Below are 15,993 nucleotides of genomic sequence, written 5' to 3'. Positions count from 1 at the left end.
GTTACTCGTTGTACGCAAAGGTCGCGAAGCCTGCGAGCTTGACCAGGGCATCGCGTTTTGCCGCCTGGTAGTCTCCCTGCACCATTTCCTTAACCAGGCTCTCGAACGAGATTTTCGGGGTCCATCCCAGCTTCGTCTTCGCATTCGTGGCGTCGCCCAGCAAGGTTTCGACCTCAGTCGGACGAAAATAGCGTGGGTCGACACGCACAATCACGTCACCCGGCTTGACCTTGACCTCGGGTTTCTGAACCGCCTCCACGACCGCGATCTCGTCGACGCCTGAACGTTCGAAACGCAGGACGATGCCGAGCTCCATCGCGGCGCGCTCGACGAACGTCCGGACGCTGTGTTGAACCCCCGTCGCAATGACGAAGTCTTCCGCCTGCTCTTGCTGGAGCATCAGCCATTGCATCTCGACGTAATCGCGCGCGTGGCCCCAGTCTCGAAGGGCCGAGAGATTTCCGAGGTACAGACAGTCTTGCAAGCCAACGGCAATTCGCGAGAGCGCACGTGTGATTTTTCGTGTGACAAACGTCTCCCCACGTACCGGTGACTCGTGATTGAAAAGTATCCCGTTGCAGGCGTACATGCCATAGGCTTCCCGATAGTTGACGGTAATCCAGTACGCGTAGAGCTTCGCCACCGCGTACGGGCTACGCGGATAAAATGGGGTGGTCTCCCGTTGCGGGATTTCCTGGACGAGACCATACAGCTCGGATGTCGATGCCTGATAGAACCGGGTCTTCTTCTCAAGCGACAGGATGCGAATTGCCTCGAGGATACGTAACGCGCCAATCCCGTCTGCGTTCGCCGTGTACTCGGGTTCCTCGAACGAAACCGCGACGTGACTCTGTGCCGCGAGGTTATAGATCTCGTCCGGCTGCACTCGCTGAATAACGCGCACGATACTCGTCGAATCCGTAAGATCGCCGTGATGCAAGACGAACCGGCGGTCCGATACATGCGGGTCCTGGTAAAGGTGATCGATTCGATCGGTATTGAACAACGAGGCACGACGCTTGATGCCGTGCACTTCGTATCCCTTGTCCAACAGCAATTCCGCCAGGTACGATCCATCCTGCCCCGTCACACCGGTAATCAACGCAACTTTACGTGTCATGATTCAGCTCCATATCCAATATTCGCTATCGAGATCGTTCTCAACTATCCCGGTGCATTTCCAAGCGGCTTGCCAAATCGCGCGCCTGAAGCGATCGCAGCATCGAAGCAATGCCCGCATCGAATTACTTGGTCAGCACGGCGGCTGTCAGGCCAGCATTGACTGCGGGCAACAACAGACTCAACACGCGATTCAGCCGCACCAGGCCGTTGCCGTCGACGTAGACGACATCGTTCGGTTGAAGCTGAAACTGATTGGCGAGCACCATCGAAACCGGTGAGCGTGCATCAAGATGAAATACGTGCGGCTCCGCGTTCAAGGCTCCACGAATGACATACATCTGAGCGGCGTCGGCCGTATTCGAGTTGATACTGCCCGCTTGCGAAATGGCGTCGCTGAGCGAGAGCGAGCCGTCTCGCATGGGAAGGGCGGTCAGCGGCTTATTCACCTCACCCATCACATAGACGCCGTTCTGATCGCGAGGCAGTACACGCAGCAAGTCTCCATTGCGCAACATGATGCGAGACGGATTCTCACCGCGTGCAATCATCGCCGAGAGATCGATGCGGTACGAATTCGCACCCCGCACGAGCACCATGTGGCTCTGATCCGCAGTCGCACTAAAGCCGCCTGCACGACTGACCGCCTCGTACAGCGTCATGGGCACGTCATTTACCGGAACCGAACCGGGCACGCGCACTTCGCCGTCTACATACACCTGCTTGGAGCGAAACGACGCCACACTGACCGTCACCTGCGGATCGCGAAACACTTGCGCAAGCGCGGCGGTCAACTTCTTCTGCACGTCATCAGGCTGAAGGGAAGCAACGTGTATCTTTCCAACATAGGGAAACTGAAGATCACCGTTTTGATCCACGATATGCCCCGGTGCGGGGTCGTACGCCCGCGAGCTTGGCGTCGAAACCTGCGGCCCCTGGGCCTCCACCAGTTCCGGGTGGTCCCAGACCGTGATCTGCAACACGTCGCCAGGACCAATCAGGTACGGTGTCGGTGTTGCGAAGAGGCCGGCGTCCGCGGAGACGGAGGGAATCGTCGCCTGATTTCTTAGCTGCTTGATCAGATCGATCGTGATTTCCGTGATGGGCACGTCAGCCCGCTCCGGCGGATTCTTACCGCTTCCGGCACTAACCGGGATCGACGCCGGCGTTTGCATCCGCATGCCGGGTGCAACCGAACAGGCCGACAACGCAGCGCACGATGCCAGCAGTGCTAATGCTCGCAGGCGATAGGCCCGATTGGCGCGCTTGATCTTCTCGCGGCACTTTCCTGGTACCGTCACTAGAACAACTTCCGCGTAATTCATCCGTTAGCCCTAAACTCACATCGCTTTACGATGCATTATGAAAACGTCTACTTGTATCGACCGCACTGCTGCCTTCAAGACGCACTCAGTACACGTTACTGCCGACCAGCCCTTTCGCTACGGTCGCAAGCACAATCCGCATGTCGAGCACAAATGACCAGTTCCGCAGGTAATACAAGTCGTGTTCAACCCGCTTCTCCATCTTCTCAAGTCGATCGGTTTCGCCACGGAAGCCGTTGACCTGTGCCCAACCGGTGATGCCCGGCTTGATGCGATAGCGATGAATGTATCCATTCACCACTTCCTGATAAATTTCGTCGTGCTCGATCGCATGCGGACGCGGCCCTACGACCGACATTTCACCGCGCAGCACATTGATGAACTGCGGAAGTTCGTCGAGACTCGTGCGCCGCAGGAACCGGCCGACGCTGGTCACACGTGGATCGCCCTTGGTCGCCTGTGTAACTACACCCGCCTTTTCCATATGCGAGCGCATCGAGCGGAACTTGTAGATCTGGAAGACGCGACCATCCGCACCCTTGCGGTACTGCTTGAAAAACACCGGCCCACGCGACGAGAGCTTCACTGCGACCGCTATGACGATCATCGCCGGAGCCAGGGCAAGCAAGGCCACAGCGGCAAAGACACGATCGAAGATGTCTTTCTTCACCAGTGCGTGCGGCGGTAACGGCGACGCCATCAGGTTAATGGCAGGCGCCCCGATCAGATCGATCATGCCGCTGTCGAATAGCGCCACGCTCTGCACATCCGGAATGAAGCGCACGTTGACCAGTTCGTTGCGGAATCCGTTCACGACGCGCAGGATTATTGATTCCTCGGTGAGTGGCATAGCCAGCCACACCTCCTGCACATCGTTGGCGCGCACGTATTGCAGCAGTGCGTTCAGGTCGTCCTGTTGACCGTCGCCTCCCTCCACGCTTCCGCAAATCCTGCGCGAGTCGAACACCTCCGAAATGAGGAAACCATCGGAGGGCGAAGCGTTGATCTTGCGCAACACGTCCTCGCAATGCTTACCGTGTCCCACCACTACCACGTGGCGTAAATTCATCCCCGCCTGGCGTACTTCGCGTAGCACGCTGTACGTCGTCACCCGCAAGGCGATCAGCGCGCTACCTGTGATGCCCGTCCAGTACGCGAACCATAGGCGCGAGATGAAATCGGTGCGGTGTACGCAGAACATCAGCGCAAGGCCGCAAAGCTGCACGACAATCCAGGCGAGCGCCAGCTTGCCCACGAGGCTCACCATGGAACGTCCGCGCCACGAGTCGTACAACCCGAATACCGGGAACGTCGCGAGTGCAAAGGCCGCCGAAAACGTGATGAAAGCGGCATCCAGCCGGTTCTGCCCGAAATCTTCGTACCGTACGTGCGCCGCCAGCATGGCGCCGGCGACGATGAGGGCGACATCCACTAGCCGAGCGATCAAACCTTGTAAGCCAGGCATTTCGAGCCTCCTTCGATGAATACGAACTCGGTCAGACGCCGTTCAGGCACGCCCGTATGTGTCGTCAAAGCGCAGGATGTCGTCTTCGTCGAGATAGGATCCCGACTGAACTTCGATCAGTTCGAGCGGCAACTTGCCCGGGTTTTCGAGGCGATGACGCACGCCCAGCGGAATGAAGGTGGACTGGTTCTCGCACAGCAAAAACTGCTCTTCGCCACAGGTGACGCGCGCCGTGCCGCTCACCACAATCCAGTGTTCGGCGCGATGGTGATGCAGTTGCAGCGAGAGGCGACCGCCCGGCTGCACAACGATCCGCTTAACCTGAAAGCGGTCGCCGTGATCGATCAAGTCGTATGAGCCCCAAGGGCGACGCACCTTACGGTGCGTTTCAGCTTCTGGCGCCTGCTGGGCGCGAATTCGCGACACCAGGCCTTTCACGTCCTGCACGCGTGAGCGATCAGCTACCAGTACCGCGTCAGCTGTCTCCACCACCACGACATTAGTCACCCCCACACACGCAACCAGCCGCCCTTCCGAATGCGCGAAACTCGACGTCGCCCCTTCGAACACCACACGGCCGCGTCCGACATTGCCATCCCCATCCTTGTCCAGCGCATCCCACACGGCATCCCATGAACCAAGATCCGACCAGCCTGCTTCGAGCGGCACGACCACACCCGACGGCAGTTCCTCATCCGATCCGAGTCGTTCCATAACCGCGTAGTCGATCGAGTCGGACGGCGACTGTTTGAAGGCGTCGGCGCTCGGTCGAAAAAATTGACCTTCGTTTATCCCCTGCACGAACGCCAACGCGCACGCGTCACGCATCGCCGGTTGCAGCTTGGCAATGGTCTCGAGCCATACGCTTGCTCGCACCACAAAAATCCCGCTGTTCCACCAGTACTGTCCCGACGCGAGGTACTGCGTAGCAAGCTCCAATGCGGGTTTCTCCACAAAGCGCTCAATCCGCTGAGCACCTGCGCCGAGATCAGCACCCAGCTTGATATAACCAAAGCCGGTATCAGCCCGCGTCGGCGGCACGCCAAGCGTGACAATCGCGCCGGCTTGCGCGTACTCCATGGCAAGCGCAACAGCCCGCTGAAACGCAACGACGTCGGCAATTGCGTGATCTGCCGGCATCGCAATCACAATCGCGTCCTCACCGTCCGCACATGCCACTGCAGCAGCGAGCGTCAACGCCGGTGCGGTGTCGCGCCGCATCGGCTCGACTACGATGCGCGCATCGATGCCGCTTGCGCGAAGCTGTTCCGCCGTCACGAACCGGTGTTCGTCCCCGCACACGATGATCGGCGCGCATGCCACACCCGCCTCGGAAGGGAAGCCCTTCATGCGCCCAACGGTTTCCTGCAGCAACGAGTCGGGGCCAAGCACGCCAATCAGTTGCTTCGGATATTGCTCGCGCGACATCGGCCACAAGCGCGAACCGGCTCCACCGGCCAGAACGACCGGCACGAGACGCGCTGACGCCCTCAATCGGCCGCTACGATCTTCTTCCTTGTGGACTGGCTCGCTAGCGCCGTTGTCTTGGCCGACTTCATCTTTCAACGATGACACGATAAGTACTCCTATTCTCATGCGCCGGCGAGCCGACAACGTGCGCTCAATCGATAGAAACTACGTGGTCAAAGGTCCTTTCAACTCTGAGACGTCGCTGGGCACCGAGCCACGGGTGCGCAAGCGATATTCCGAAGGCGTGAGACCCATCCGTTTGCGGAAAATCTTCGCAAGCCGGTCACCGTTGATCCACCCGCAGCGTTTCGCAATCCTGTCGATGGGAGAATCCGTCTCCGCCAGCAACCGGGACGTCATCTCCAGACGGGTCCGCAACAGGAACTCCGAAGGTGTCACGCCAATCTCCTGCTTGAAACACCGCAGGAAGTTCCGCTCGCTCATCGCCGCCACCCGTACCGCTTCGCTCACGGAGATGGGCCGGCCACAATTCTCTTTTAGCCACCGCGCCGACGCCCGCACCTTCTCGGCCCGGGTCGGTGTACTCGAATCCGACAATACCGATGCGACGATCGGGGAACCATTGAGCGAGAGACGCCCAACGGCTTCCCGCGCAACGTCGATGCCAAGATCGCGCTTGACCAGCATCAGCGCCGTCTTGGCCGGCTCATAACGATCGGCGTCTTCGTGCACATCGTCATCCGCAATCCCAGCCGGATTCGGCGGCCAGCCGTTCGGGCTGTGCGACTGTCCCGAACTGACAACACCTGCGGCCTCCAGCAGCAAGCGCCCCTCGCCAATCGGCTTCACCACCTCGCTCAACGGCAGGACCTCCCGGAGCCATCCCACGACTCGCTCGTCACGCGCCGCGTTTTGCGCGCCCTCTCCGCCCACGATAAACAGAGCGTCAAAGCCGATGGCGTTTCGTGCATCGCAGGCGTATGTCCAGACGTTGATCGATGAAGAACACGCCACGTTGCCCCCGTCGGCCGAGTAAAAACGGACGTCATACAGCACATCCCCTCTCGATCGGGCAACGCAGATCTCGTTTGCCACCTGGAATACCTCTGGGATCACACCAGCCGTGAGCAACGAGAATCCTTCGAACAACACAACGCCAATGTCTCGAACCGTGCGTCTTCGCCTCTTCCCTGAGGCAGACGCCGCTCCGTTATCCGGATTGTCGAGACCTGCATACACCATAGAACTCCCTCAGCGTTAAGCGGTTTAGCGACGTCTCATTCGCAACGATAATTCTTGCGAGTTGCAGCGCATCATACATAGACCGCCAAATGACGTAACGTGGCTGACGGAAAGCGCCAACATGTTGGCGGATTAGCCCACAGGACCCCAGGTGGTCGTTCACGCCATGCCGTTCGCGCCACTCATGGTTTTGCTTAAGGACACACGCTAAGGCGCTGGACACGCGGCTGCGCGGACTATGCGTGGCTGCTGAACGTTGCGTGAACACTCACCCGAAGATGTGCTTATGCTCTATGCGGGGCAATTTTTCCGATGCGGTAATTAATGCATCGGCCGCGCATAAGCCGCGTCGTATAGGAAGAAGACTGCTAGCGCTAGTCCGCCAACGGCATCACGGATCCGGAAAATATGCGGCATTGCAATAGGTGTGTAGCGTTTGCGCCGCATGGCGTTCTACTCCACTGATTTGGCGGAAACGAACCCAGGCAGCCTGGTAAGATCAAGCGTCATACGCAGTGCTTTTCGCTGCCTTTCTGTTTTCAGCCTGATCGCCGTCATGACCATTAAGGTTCAACACACATCGATTCGCGACGTCAAGCTGATCGAGCCACACATCTCCAGCGACGCTCGCGGCGCATTTTTCGAAAGCTTTGACCAACACGAGTTCGACGAAAAGGTGGCGCGCGGCTACACCTTCTCCCAGGAATACCACACTGTTTCGCCCAACAACGTCCTGTACGGCCTGCACTATCAGATCCAGCGCCCGCAGGGCAAACTGATCCGGGTCGTATCGGGCGAGGTGCTCGATGTCGCTGTCGACCTGCGACGTTGGTCGACCACATTTGGCCGCTGGGTCAGCGCACGGCTATCGGCAGCGAATTGCCATCAGCTTTGGATACCGCCCGGTTTTGCGCACGGTTTCGTGGTGCTATCGGAAGTCGCAGAGATTTTGTGCAAGGCCACCGAACGCCGGATTCCCGAACACGAACGGACGTTGCAGTGGGACGATCCTGACGTCAACATCGCGTGGAATCTCGACCGCCCTCCGCTTCCCGCCCCCGGGAATGTGAAAGGCGTCAGCTTCAGTTCGGCCGAAGTCTACTAACGGCGCCGAGCTGTTTCTCTTCATCACCGTATGGCGAGGTCGCCCAGGGTAGCGTATTTCCTCTACCGGCGCACCGGAACGACACTCTGCTTTCCTAACCAATTCGCCCATCCCCGCCAACGTATTAGCCAATTCAGCCATGCATTCATGTTGTCTGGATTCTGTGTGTAGCATGGCCGCCGAACAAGCACCGGCGCTATCGCCGGAGGAGGTCACCATCTTCGGGGGATGCTCAGATGGCAGGTTATCCGGCTCGCGACTGGCAGCATGCCGCGCAATCTCAGGTCATGCCGAACGGCTGCCCAGTGAAGCGCATTGGCATTGTCCTGTTTAACGGCTTCGCATTGCCCGACGCAGCCGCGGTCGCAGAGATCTTCCAGTCAGCCAATGCCGTGGGCGAGACTACCCGGAGTTCCCTGGTTCGATACGAGGTCTGCCTGTTGTCGGCCACTGGCGGCAGGATATCGAGTTCCTCGTCCGCCTTGCTCTCGACCGAGACGATCGGCACGCGTCATGATGGCGACCATTTCCACGCACTGTTCATCGCAGGCGGCACGGGTGTGCATGCCGCGCTTCGCGATGGACGCCTCGTCGACTGGCTGCGGCGCACTTCCCCCTGCGCGGAAGTGATATTTCCAATCGCCGAAGGACGCCTCCTGCTCGACGCAGCCGGGTTGGGACCGACCGCAGCCGATCCGCGTCGCGGCGCGCCACGCACTCAGGTGTTGCATGACGGACTAAAATCCCGGCCGTCTCCCGAGATTATCCATCCGCTCCATGCTGCGCTGGCGGTAGTCGAAAGCGATCTCGGCGCCGGAATCGCACACAACATCGCCAGCGGTATCGAGCCGCTGCTGGAAACGCAGTTCACGGCGATCGTTTGCCGAAACGCATCAGTCGGTGTCAGCGAGAAAATACGCAGCTCGGCACGTTGGCTCGAGATGAATGGTGAACGCGCAATCAAGATCGATGACGTCGCCAAAGTCGTCTCTATGAGTTCGCGCAACTTCCTCCGGCGCTTCAAGACGGAAATGGGCGTGACGCCCTCTGACTACCTTCTGTTCGTCCGGCTGGACATGTGCTGCCGCCTGCTTGCTGAAAGCGATCTACCGGTCGACAAGGTAGCGCGACGCTGCGGTATTGGCAGCGGCGGGCGTCTCTCGAAGCTCTTTCGCAGATATCTAGGGACCACGCCGACTGAGTATCGCTTGATCAAGCGCCGGTCGACTGCGTCAGCATAACGTTTCGGCGCTCGCCGTGTGGGCATGTACCCAATGATCCACAGTTATTCGAAACCCAGCCGATGACTGAGAATAGGCGCACAGAAGAGTGCGACCGCGCACCCGATCGCTTTGCCTTCGAACTCTGCAGCCGCGACGCGCGCCCGATACAACTGCGTCAGTAGATCGAACAATTGCGGAAAGCAATACAGCACCGCAATCGCAATGAAGCATCTTTCGACCGCCGCGATGCGCCAGCCCTTCGAGACGGCGACGGCCGCGCCCATAATGCGCAGTACGCCAAACATCACAAGTGCGCCCACCGCTGCTTGTTCGCGGATCAAATATGCCGGAAGAAACTCATCCATCTCTTGCACATCCATGACGTCGTCAGTTGCAGAATCGGAGTGGCGGGCTATAGCTACCCCGAATTACACGTCGTTGCGGCAGGTTGTGTAACTTAGGATAACAAACGTTTAATCACAAGCAATTAGACACATGCTTTGACAGACGCTTAGCTGCGCAATCGACCACCAGATGGTATCCGGCTGTGATCACGCCGGGCACGGAATGGCTGAATCCACCATCATGTTGACGGATACAGCAATGCTTTACCGAAAGTGCGTTGCACTGAGCCGAGACGATCGTCAGCAGTCGGTTCGCCGGAGAGCGTGCGGGTAGTTCAGGAAGTAGCGAAAGCGGGGTACGAATGGCCGTGACATTCCAAGGCGTGGATATGCACGAGGGACTGGTCGGTGTTCACTGGCTTCTCGAGACAGATCTTCGCGCCGCGCTCAATCCCGGAGAGAATCGCCTTTTCCGACGTAAGCGGTGTGACGCACAGGATGACTGGCGTTTCGGACCTATGACGGGAGAGATAGCACAGCGTATCGTATCGAGCGAAATCCGGAGCGGCCCAATCGAGCATGACCAGGTCAATGGACACCTCTCCCAGCAATTCGCGTAATGCTTTGTCGCTCACCACGCCAAAACAGATGTGCCCGGCGGATGACAACGTTTCGAGTGCGCAATCAAGTGCTTTGAGATCGGATTCTAGTATCGCGATTTTCATATGAACATGGGCGGCCGCTGAGCAGCGACGAGGGCAGTTCGGGCGCGCAGCTCCATGAACTTCCCTTGCCGCGCAATACAGAACGGCGGGGATACTTTGACGACCGGAGTCTACGCGAAAATGCGCGACAAGAATGCCAAAACTTGAAAAATCCGGGAAGATTTGACAATGACACGTAAAATTGCAGGGGAGCCGCGATCTAACCTTTCTTCGCCCCTGCGACAGGTAGACACGTCGATAAATACGCGCTGTTAGCTCGTAAAGGGTCACGGAATCTCTACGATGTCATCAGGCCCGCCACCGTCGAGACGATCCCCAGCGGCAATGCCACAGCCGCCAACAGCGCCATGCGCCGCAGCAATCTTGCCCTCGCGGTTTCCCTTTTGCCACGGGCACGATACGGCTGAAACTCAAGGGAGACCCATCCGCGACTATGTCTTGCGCCCGCCCATAAGGCCGATTGAAAGCTGAATACGAGGTAAACAAGAACCCACGCAAAGCAAAGCTTGGAGAGAATGGAAAGAGTGATATTCATGTCATCCCGTGCTGTGTGGTTCGCTCACAAGACGAGCGTAGGCTAAGCAGATCATGCAGCGTACGCTGCAATGCAGCACGTTGGGTAGGACAACGTTTGGGCCTTATCCGCCGCCTTTCTTTCCATCCATTTGTGCGGGGTCAGCCTTAGCCGCCGGTATCGGCAAGCGGGAACATGGTATTGGCTGCGGACGTCGGGATCGGGCCTTCTCTTTTGTCGTGTTCAGTCAATAGCGTGGCCTCTTCCGCCGCTCACGTCGCCGCGCAATTTTTTCACACTATGATCGCGTCGGACCTTCGAGGTTCAGCGTGTCGGCCGAGACTCTCCCAGAGTCTTTGCCCACTTCCCCACGAGCCGACCAGCCTTCGTTCTGCAGTCGACTTCGCGCAAGCCGCTCTGTTCAACGATTGATGGGCCGTTCCGACCGAGTCAATTTCATGATGCCTTTGTCATCCTATCCCAGCATTGGCGCGCAGGCCGAATTCCTGACCTATCTCGTGGTGTCTCAATTGGTTAAGCGTCATCTGAGCGGCGGATGGCTCACGGTCGAGCATCTGGTCGAATCGACCCATCTCTGGATGCATGTTAACGGCCACTTCATCGGCCTGGTGCAACGTGTTTCTCTCGCCAGCCGTGCCAAAGATCTGGCAGCTCGTGTGGCGAACGTCAGCGCAGAAGCGTTCGATGCCAAAACATTGGGCAACGCGTTTCTGGATCATCTGAATCTCAACTATCGGTCTCAGGCCGTAGCCGAAATCTATAGCAATTGCGTGGCCTTGCTCATCCACGAACGATTCTCCGTCGGTGATGGAAGGGCACCCGACGATCTGTAGGCGTTCCGCCCTCTTTCGTTCTGCGATACATTGCGATACAGATACTCTTAAGCGTCGCATGCTGCCAAATGCGTGGTCTCGTCCGCCACGCTCACCGCGGTCGGTCCCTGTCGATCTATGATCGTGTCTGGTCATCTCAGGGGCTACCCCCGTAGCGCCCGCTGAGCCTTCGCCTGCCGCCTCCCAGGGGCGAGCAGGCCTTTTTTCAGCTTCAGACTGCCGGTATGCGGGTCGACCCGCCGCGCGAAAGCAAAGATCGCCGCAATACCTACGGCACAAATGACGGAAGCGGCAATCAGCATACGGCTCTCTTTAAATAGGTATGCGAAGCGGTATCAAAACGTATCATGGTTCATCGCCTCTCACATCGGCGCAAACCGTCAACGTCCTGGCTTGAGTAGCCACCCAGTATCTCCTGGTGGAATTAAATCGTATTCATAGGATTGCATATCGTTTTACGGGAATCTGGATTGGATATATAGAAAGATGGCTCGTCTTGCCCGGCCAACACGTGGTCCGTAGACGCCGGTGCGTCGATCTCGCCCGCTTGCCAACCTATACTCGAATCATGTCGATGTGGTCCATTGACTCATCCAGGGGGTTCTCTCAGGAACACCGCCCCGGCGAACCTACCTCCTGGATGCTTTGCCTGCCGCACTTCTGTCCGGCAGGCTTTTTTTTGTTCTCTCCACGCTGAAATTGCCCACTCGGAGCAATCCCACTACCTCCTGATTGAGACAAACCGTGTCTCAACACGACGGCCAAACCCAGAAATCGAATGGGACAGCAGTTGTCCGAAGTGGTCGATATCTTCTCGCCTTGCCGACTTCGCGTGATCGGGATGAACCGAACATTGCCAGGTGAAGCAATCTGGCTCCAGGTCAGCCAGAGGTCACGCAATCTTTAGGGAAGATCAGATGGAATGTTTTTCCGCCGTTCGAAGCAGCATGATGCCAAAGCCACCCGTGTTGCCGGACACCCGCACTATCAAGCACATTGGCATCGTCTTGTTCAATGGCTTCGCGCTGCCTGAAACCGCGTCGATCATCGAAGTCTTCCAGTCGGCGAATACGTTATCCCATGCCGGCCGCAACGGCGCGCCTCGCTATGAAGTCTGCCTGCTGTCCGCCGCTGGTGGGCGGATCGCCACGTCCTCGTCCGTCTTTGTCTGGACCGAAAGTATGGATGTGCGTCATCGCGCAGACAACCTCCGTGCACTCTTCATTGCCGGCGGAGTGGGTGCGCGCAATGCAATGCGCGACGAACGCCTGATCACGTGGTTACACCAGACGTATTCGTGCGGCGAGCGGGTATTTCCCATCGCCGAGGGCCGCTTGCTGCTCGAAGCGGCCGGATGTGCGCAACCCTTCACCCGCGGCCGCTCTTTCGAGCACGCCCAACCCGTCAAGTGGAACAACCAGGGGGACGACCGCTTTGCGACACCCACACGTCCTCTGCATATCGCGCTCGGCGTGGTCGAGGAAGATCTGGGCGCCGAGATTGCACGCCAGATCGTCGACTGTGTCGCGCCGCCCATGGAGACACCGTTCACCGCGAGTGTGGGGGACAGTTCGTCGGTCAGGGTCAGCGAAAAGATTCAGGCAGCGGCGCGATGGCTGGAGGCAAACGGTAACCGCTCCATTGCGATTGATGACGCAGCACAGGTTGCCGCCATGAGCGAGCGCAATTTCCTGCGGCGCTTCAAGGAGGAAATGGGGCTAACGCCATCCGACTATCTTCTGCATGTGCGCCTCAACATGAGTTGCCGCCTACTTCTCGATAGCGACTTACCTGTCGACAAGATTGCGCGTCGCTGCGGCATCGGCAGCGGCGGACAGCTCGCGAAGCTCTTCCGCAAACATCTCGCAACAACGCCGACCGAGTATCGCGCATGCGCGCGGGTCTTGCGTCATTCCTGATCGAATCGATCGTTAGTCCACAGGGACACGATTTGACTCGATCGATCAGCAAAATGCTATCCATCACTTAGCCTGGAGGTCACATTCCCATGTCAGTTCCGTCACGCTCGTTTCGCTTCGACACAATGCCCACACTCGACATCACACACCGCAACCACGGAAGCTTGCGCATTGCGTTGCGACTATGGGGATTCGACGAATCCATCGTGAAAGCGCGGATGAATGAATTGCCCGCGCTAAACGGCTTGGTGTCCTGGGAGATCGCCCATAGCCCAAACGCCGAGGGCGCCGATATGGTCCTGCACCTCGTCAATCCCTCGCGCCCGGCGCCGGGCGCATTCTGCTGGAACTGTCTGGGCGCGAACCGCGCGATGGTGCGGTCGTTGGAAACGTCACGCACTGAAATGGTCCTGTTCGCCGGCACCGCCGATCAGTTGCCGCGCCGTCGCGCCGGACATTGGGCGGTAGCCGGCAGCTTGCCTACGTGGGTTGCGCTCCACACATTGTTCCGATCGCACTTAGAATGTCACCTGATGCTGCGGGCGTCAGCACAACGTAAACAAGAACGAGAGCACAAGATTAATGACCGATAGCCTTGATGAAGCAATTCTGCGTGTCCTGCCTTCAGAGCGTGACAGTCCCCCCTGGATGGCAACACCCAGCGTGATCGAGCGGCTGGAAGAGCGCGGGCACCGCATCCCTTATCCGAAGAAAGTGCGCCGCCGGCTAGAGGGGCTGCAGAAAGACAAGTTCGTTCTTTCGACGACATCCGGCGGCCGCGAAATTCTCTGGCAGCGCAAACAATGGATGCATGGCGCGCGGGACAGTGCGAGCCTGATGTCGGCCGCGGAGGCCGTGGCCTTCCACATCCTGCAGCGCTTTGCGGGCAACAAGCTGCCGGACGCTGTGACCAAGGATATCGAGCCGCTCTTCAAGGCGGCCGAGTTGCGCATGTCGCAGGAGAAGATCGATAACCGGGTGTATCGGGCGTGGCCGGACAAGGTGGACTCCGTCGACGGTACGTTCGCGCTGATTCGCCCGAAGCTGCGCGAGGATATCTTCCACATCATCGCCACCGCGACGTTCTTCGAACGGGAGGTGCTGTTGAAGTATCGCCCGGCAGGCAAGACCAACGATGAAGACGTTAAAGCGAAGGCGCTCTGGCCGCTGGCACTCGTGGAGTCCGCCGGCGTCATGTATATGGTCGCCCAGGACCCCGCCTTCATTCCGCGCAAGGACAAGGGCAAGAGCCAGTGGCTACGGAGCCTCTACCGGCTCGACCGGATCATCGAAGCCGTCGAGTCAGGTAAAGACTTCGCGTATCCGGACGATTTTAAGCTGCGCACTTATATCGAGGCCGAGCAGGCATTCAACTTCTTGACCGAACCGCCGGTGCATCTAAGCATCGCATTCGATGGCAACGCCGGCAACCACCTTAAAGAAACGCCCATGTCGCTCGACCAGGCGCTCGAGGTGTTGCCTGATGGCCGGTTGAAAGTGTCCGGCACGGTTGTTCCCAGTTTGAAACTGCGCTGGTGGTTGCGCTCGCTGGGTGCCAATGTCGAAATCCTCGCGCCGGCGTCGTTGCGCGAGGAATTCGCCGCGGATTACCGCAGGCTGGCGGAACGCTATCAGCCATAAAGCAGGAGCCGTCCCACTTCACTCAAGAGCGGGCGCGCATCGCTTCATTCCGTCTGCTCGCGCAAAACGTCATCAAGCGCGATCAGTGTTGCGAGCGCACCGCCCTGAATCCCCACGCCACATGCCGGATCAATCTGCGGTTCGCGCACATTGATGCGAATGACACGCGGCCCGTGTCGTTCGCTGAAACGGCGAATCGTCGGAAGCGCGGTACCCGCGCCGAGTTCGACCACCACGAGCCGCTTCACCGATGGAATCCAGCGCTGCAGGCGCACCTCCTGCTCGTCGGTTCGCTGCGATAACCAGCCGGTGTCCCAGAACATCAGAATGTTGGGCCGCGCGAGCGCGCCGCATTCGGGGCAACGTGGCAGTTGACCGGTAAGACGGCACGCCAGCTCATCGACCTGTGGAACAAAATCCGTGGCAGGCCAGATACGCGAGCAGCACGGCACCGTGCATTGAAGAGAGTGAATCGAACCGTGGCACTCGGCAACGCGGTTCGCGGCGAAACCCGCACGCTGGAACTGACCGTCGACGTTGCTGGTGAAAACAAAGCCGCCATGCTCCATACGGGCCACCCAGCGTTGCAGCACGGCAAAGCCCGCATGAGGCTCTACCTCGCGATAGAGGCTCAGACGGTGTCCATAGAAACCCCACGCGAGCGTCGGGTCTTCGTCGAAGGCACTCGGATTGGCCATCGATTCGAAACTGCGTCGCGCCGCGGCCAACGCGGGATAGGCGCGCCACAAACCTTCGTTACCGCGAAAGTCCGGCAACCCCGAGTCCACGCCCATGCCCGCACCGGCAGTCACGAGCAGGCCATCCGCGTCCCGCAGCCAGTCGACGGCTTGTCTCAACACATTGGTCTGTTTCTCCAACACGTTCTGATCTCCCTCTAATCCGGGCAAGCAGCAGCCGTTTGGGCATCGCGGCGCACCTTGTCGATGTACTTGCCGAGCGCCACTGTCGACACAATGCCCACGGCAAAAACGATTGCGAATGCCGCGAGGCTTTCGAGCGGAGAGGTGTTGTTGACCATAGCGGTTCCTTTCACATGAGTACCTTGCCGACTGCCGTGTTTTCGTT

General features: G+C 58.8%; 17 protein-coding genes. 6 read left to right on the top strand and 11 right to left on the bottom strand.

What is annotated here, in order from left to right:
• Position 1: 1 nt before the first annotated feature.
• The 5 genes from gmd to BUS12_RS02965 all read right to left on the bottom strand — a co-directional run bounded on the left by gmd (position 2) and on the right by BUS12_RS02965 (position 6,435).
• Positions 2-1,120, bottom strand: a complete 1,119-nt coding sequence (gene gmd / locus BUS12_RS02985) for a GDP-mannose 4,6-dehydratase (RefSeq protein WP_074294179.1) — start codon at positions 1,118-1,120, stop codon at positions 2-4.
• Between the two features lie 124 nt (positions 1,121-1,244).
• A complete protein-coding gene (locus BUS12_RS02980) occupies positions 1,245-2,444 on the bottom strand; it encodes a polysaccharide biosynthesis/export family protein (RefSeq protein WP_074294178.1) in 1,200 nt (399 codons plus the stop codon).
• An 85-nt stretch (positions 2,445-2,529) separates the two neighbouring features.
• Positions 2,530-3,909, bottom strand: coding sequence for an undecaprenyl-phosphate glucose phosphotransferase (locus BUS12_RS02975; RefSeq protein WP_074294177.1), 1,380 nt, complete (start codon positions 3,907-3,909; stop codon positions 2,530-2,532).
• 42 nt (positions 3,910-3,951) lie between these two features.
• Positions 3,952-5,403, bottom strand: coding sequence for a mannose-1-phosphate guanylyltransferase/mannose-6-phosphate isomerase (locus BUS12_RS02970; protein ID WP_074294176.1), 1,452 nt, complete (start codon positions 5,401-5,403; stop codon positions 3,952-3,954).
• A gap of 141 nt (positions 5,404-5,544) precedes the next feature.
• The gene (locus BUS12_RS02965; protein WP_253189990.1) at positions 5,545-6,435 is read right to left on the bottom strand and encodes a helix-turn-helix domain-containing protein; all 891 of its coding nucleotides are present in this window, start codon (positions 6,433-6,435) and stop codon (positions 5,545-5,547) included.
• A 703-nt stretch (positions 6,436-7,138) separates the two neighbouring features.
• On the opposite strand from BUS12_RS02965, the gene rfbC reads away from it, so the two are divergent.
• Both rfbC and BUS12_RS02955 read left to right on the top strand, forming a co-directional pair.
• Complete coding sequence (rfbC, locus tag BUS12_RS02960) at positions 7,139-7,687, top strand: dTDP-4-dehydrorhamnose 3,5-epimerase (protein ID WP_074294174.1); 549 nt, start codon at positions 7,139-7,141, stop codon at positions 7,685-7,687.
• A gap of 236 nt (positions 7,688-7,923) precedes the next feature.
• Positions 7,924-8,928, top strand: a complete 1,005-nt coding sequence (locus BUS12_RS02955; protein ID WP_074294173.1) for a helix-turn-helix domain-containing protein — start codon at positions 7,924-7,926, stop codon at positions 8,926-8,928.
• Positions 8,929-8,972: 44 nt separating this feature from the next.
• Here BUS12_RS02955 and BUS12_RS02950 read toward each other — a convergent pair whose 3' ends face one another.
• From BUS12_RS02950 to BUS12_RS02940, 3 genes are all read right to left on the bottom strand, one after another.
• Complete coding sequence (locus tag BUS12_RS02950; RefSeq protein WP_074297018.1) at positions 8,973-9,275, bottom strand: hypothetical protein; 303 nt, start codon at positions 9,273-9,275, stop codon at positions 8,973-8,975.
• A 314-nt stretch (positions 9,276-9,589) separates the two neighbouring features.
• Complete coding sequence (locus BUS12_RS02945; RefSeq protein ID WP_074294172.1) at positions 9,590-9,979, bottom strand: response regulator; 390 nt, start codon at positions 9,977-9,979, stop codon at positions 9,590-9,592.
• A gap of 277 nt (positions 9,980-10,256) precedes the next feature.
• Positions 10,257-10,514: a hypothetical protein gene (locus BUS12_RS02940; RefSeq protein ID WP_074294171.1), complete on the bottom strand. Its 258-nt coding sequence runs from the start codon at positions 10,512-10,514 to the stop codon at positions 10,257-10,259.
• A gap of 437 nt (positions 10,515-10,951) precedes the next feature.
• On the opposite strand from BUS12_RS02940, the gene BUS12_RS02935 reads away from it, so the two are divergent.
• Complete coding sequence (locus BUS12_RS02935; RefSeq protein ID WP_253189989.1) at positions 10,952-11,347, top strand: hypothetical protein; 396 nt, start codon at positions 10,952-10,954, stop codon at positions 11,345-11,347.
• Between the two features lie 143 nt (positions 11,348-11,490).
• Here BUS12_RS02935 and BUS12_RS38660 read toward each other — a convergent pair whose 3' ends face one another.
• Positions 11,491-11,649: a hypothetical protein gene (locus BUS12_RS38660; RefSeq protein ID WP_171991558.1), complete on the bottom strand. Its 159-nt coding sequence runs from the start codon at positions 11,647-11,649 to the stop codon at positions 11,491-11,493.
• A gap of 645 nt (positions 11,650-12,294) precedes the next feature.
• Between BUS12_RS38660 and BUS12_RS02930 the strand changes: the two genes are divergently transcribed.
• The 3 genes from BUS12_RS02930 to BUS12_RS02920 all read left to right on the top strand — a co-directional run bounded on the left by BUS12_RS02930 (position 12,295) and on the right by BUS12_RS02920 (position 14,907).
• Complete coding sequence (locus tag BUS12_RS02930) at positions 12,295-13,266, top strand: GlxA family transcriptional regulator (protein ID WP_253189988.1); 972 nt, start codon at positions 12,295-12,297, stop codon at positions 13,264-13,266.
• Positions 13,267-13,355: 89 nt separating this feature from the next.
• Entirely contained in the window at positions 13,356-13,859 is a 504-nt protein-coding gene (locus BUS12_RS02925; RefSeq protein WP_074294169.1) for a hypothetical protein, read from the top strand.
• Positions 13,849-14,907, top strand: coding sequence for a helix-turn-helix transcriptional regulator (locus BUS12_RS02920; RefSeq protein WP_074294168.1), 1,059 nt, complete (start codon positions 13,849-13,851; stop codon positions 14,905-14,907). Before BUS12_RS02925 ends, BUS12_RS02920 begins: the two co-directional genes overlap by 11 nt.
• 44 nt (positions 14,908-14,951) lie before the next feature.
• Here BUS12_RS02920 and BUS12_RS02915 read toward each other — a convergent pair whose 3' ends face one another.
• Positions 14,952-15,785, bottom strand: coding sequence for an SIR2 family NAD-dependent protein deacylase (locus tag BUS12_RS02915; protein ID WP_074294167.1), 834 nt, complete (start codon positions 15,783-15,785; stop codon positions 14,952-14,954).
• A gap of 17 nt (positions 15,786-15,802) precedes the next feature.
• Complete coding sequence (locus BUS12_RS38655; RefSeq protein WP_171991583.1) at positions 15,803-15,946, bottom strand: hypothetical protein; 144 nt, start codon at positions 15,944-15,946, stop codon at positions 15,803-15,805.
• Positions 15,947-15,993: the final 47 nt, after the last annotated feature.

This window comes from Paraburkholderia phenazinium, assembly GCF_900142845.1.
Taxonomy (GTDB): Bacteria; Pseudomonadota; Gammaproteobacteria; order Burkholderiales; family Burkholderiaceae; genus Paraburkholderia; species Paraburkholderia phenazinium_A.
The sequence above is the reverse complement of the archived record's forward strand: the minus strand, read 5'-3'. Positions and strand labels throughout refer to the sequence as shown.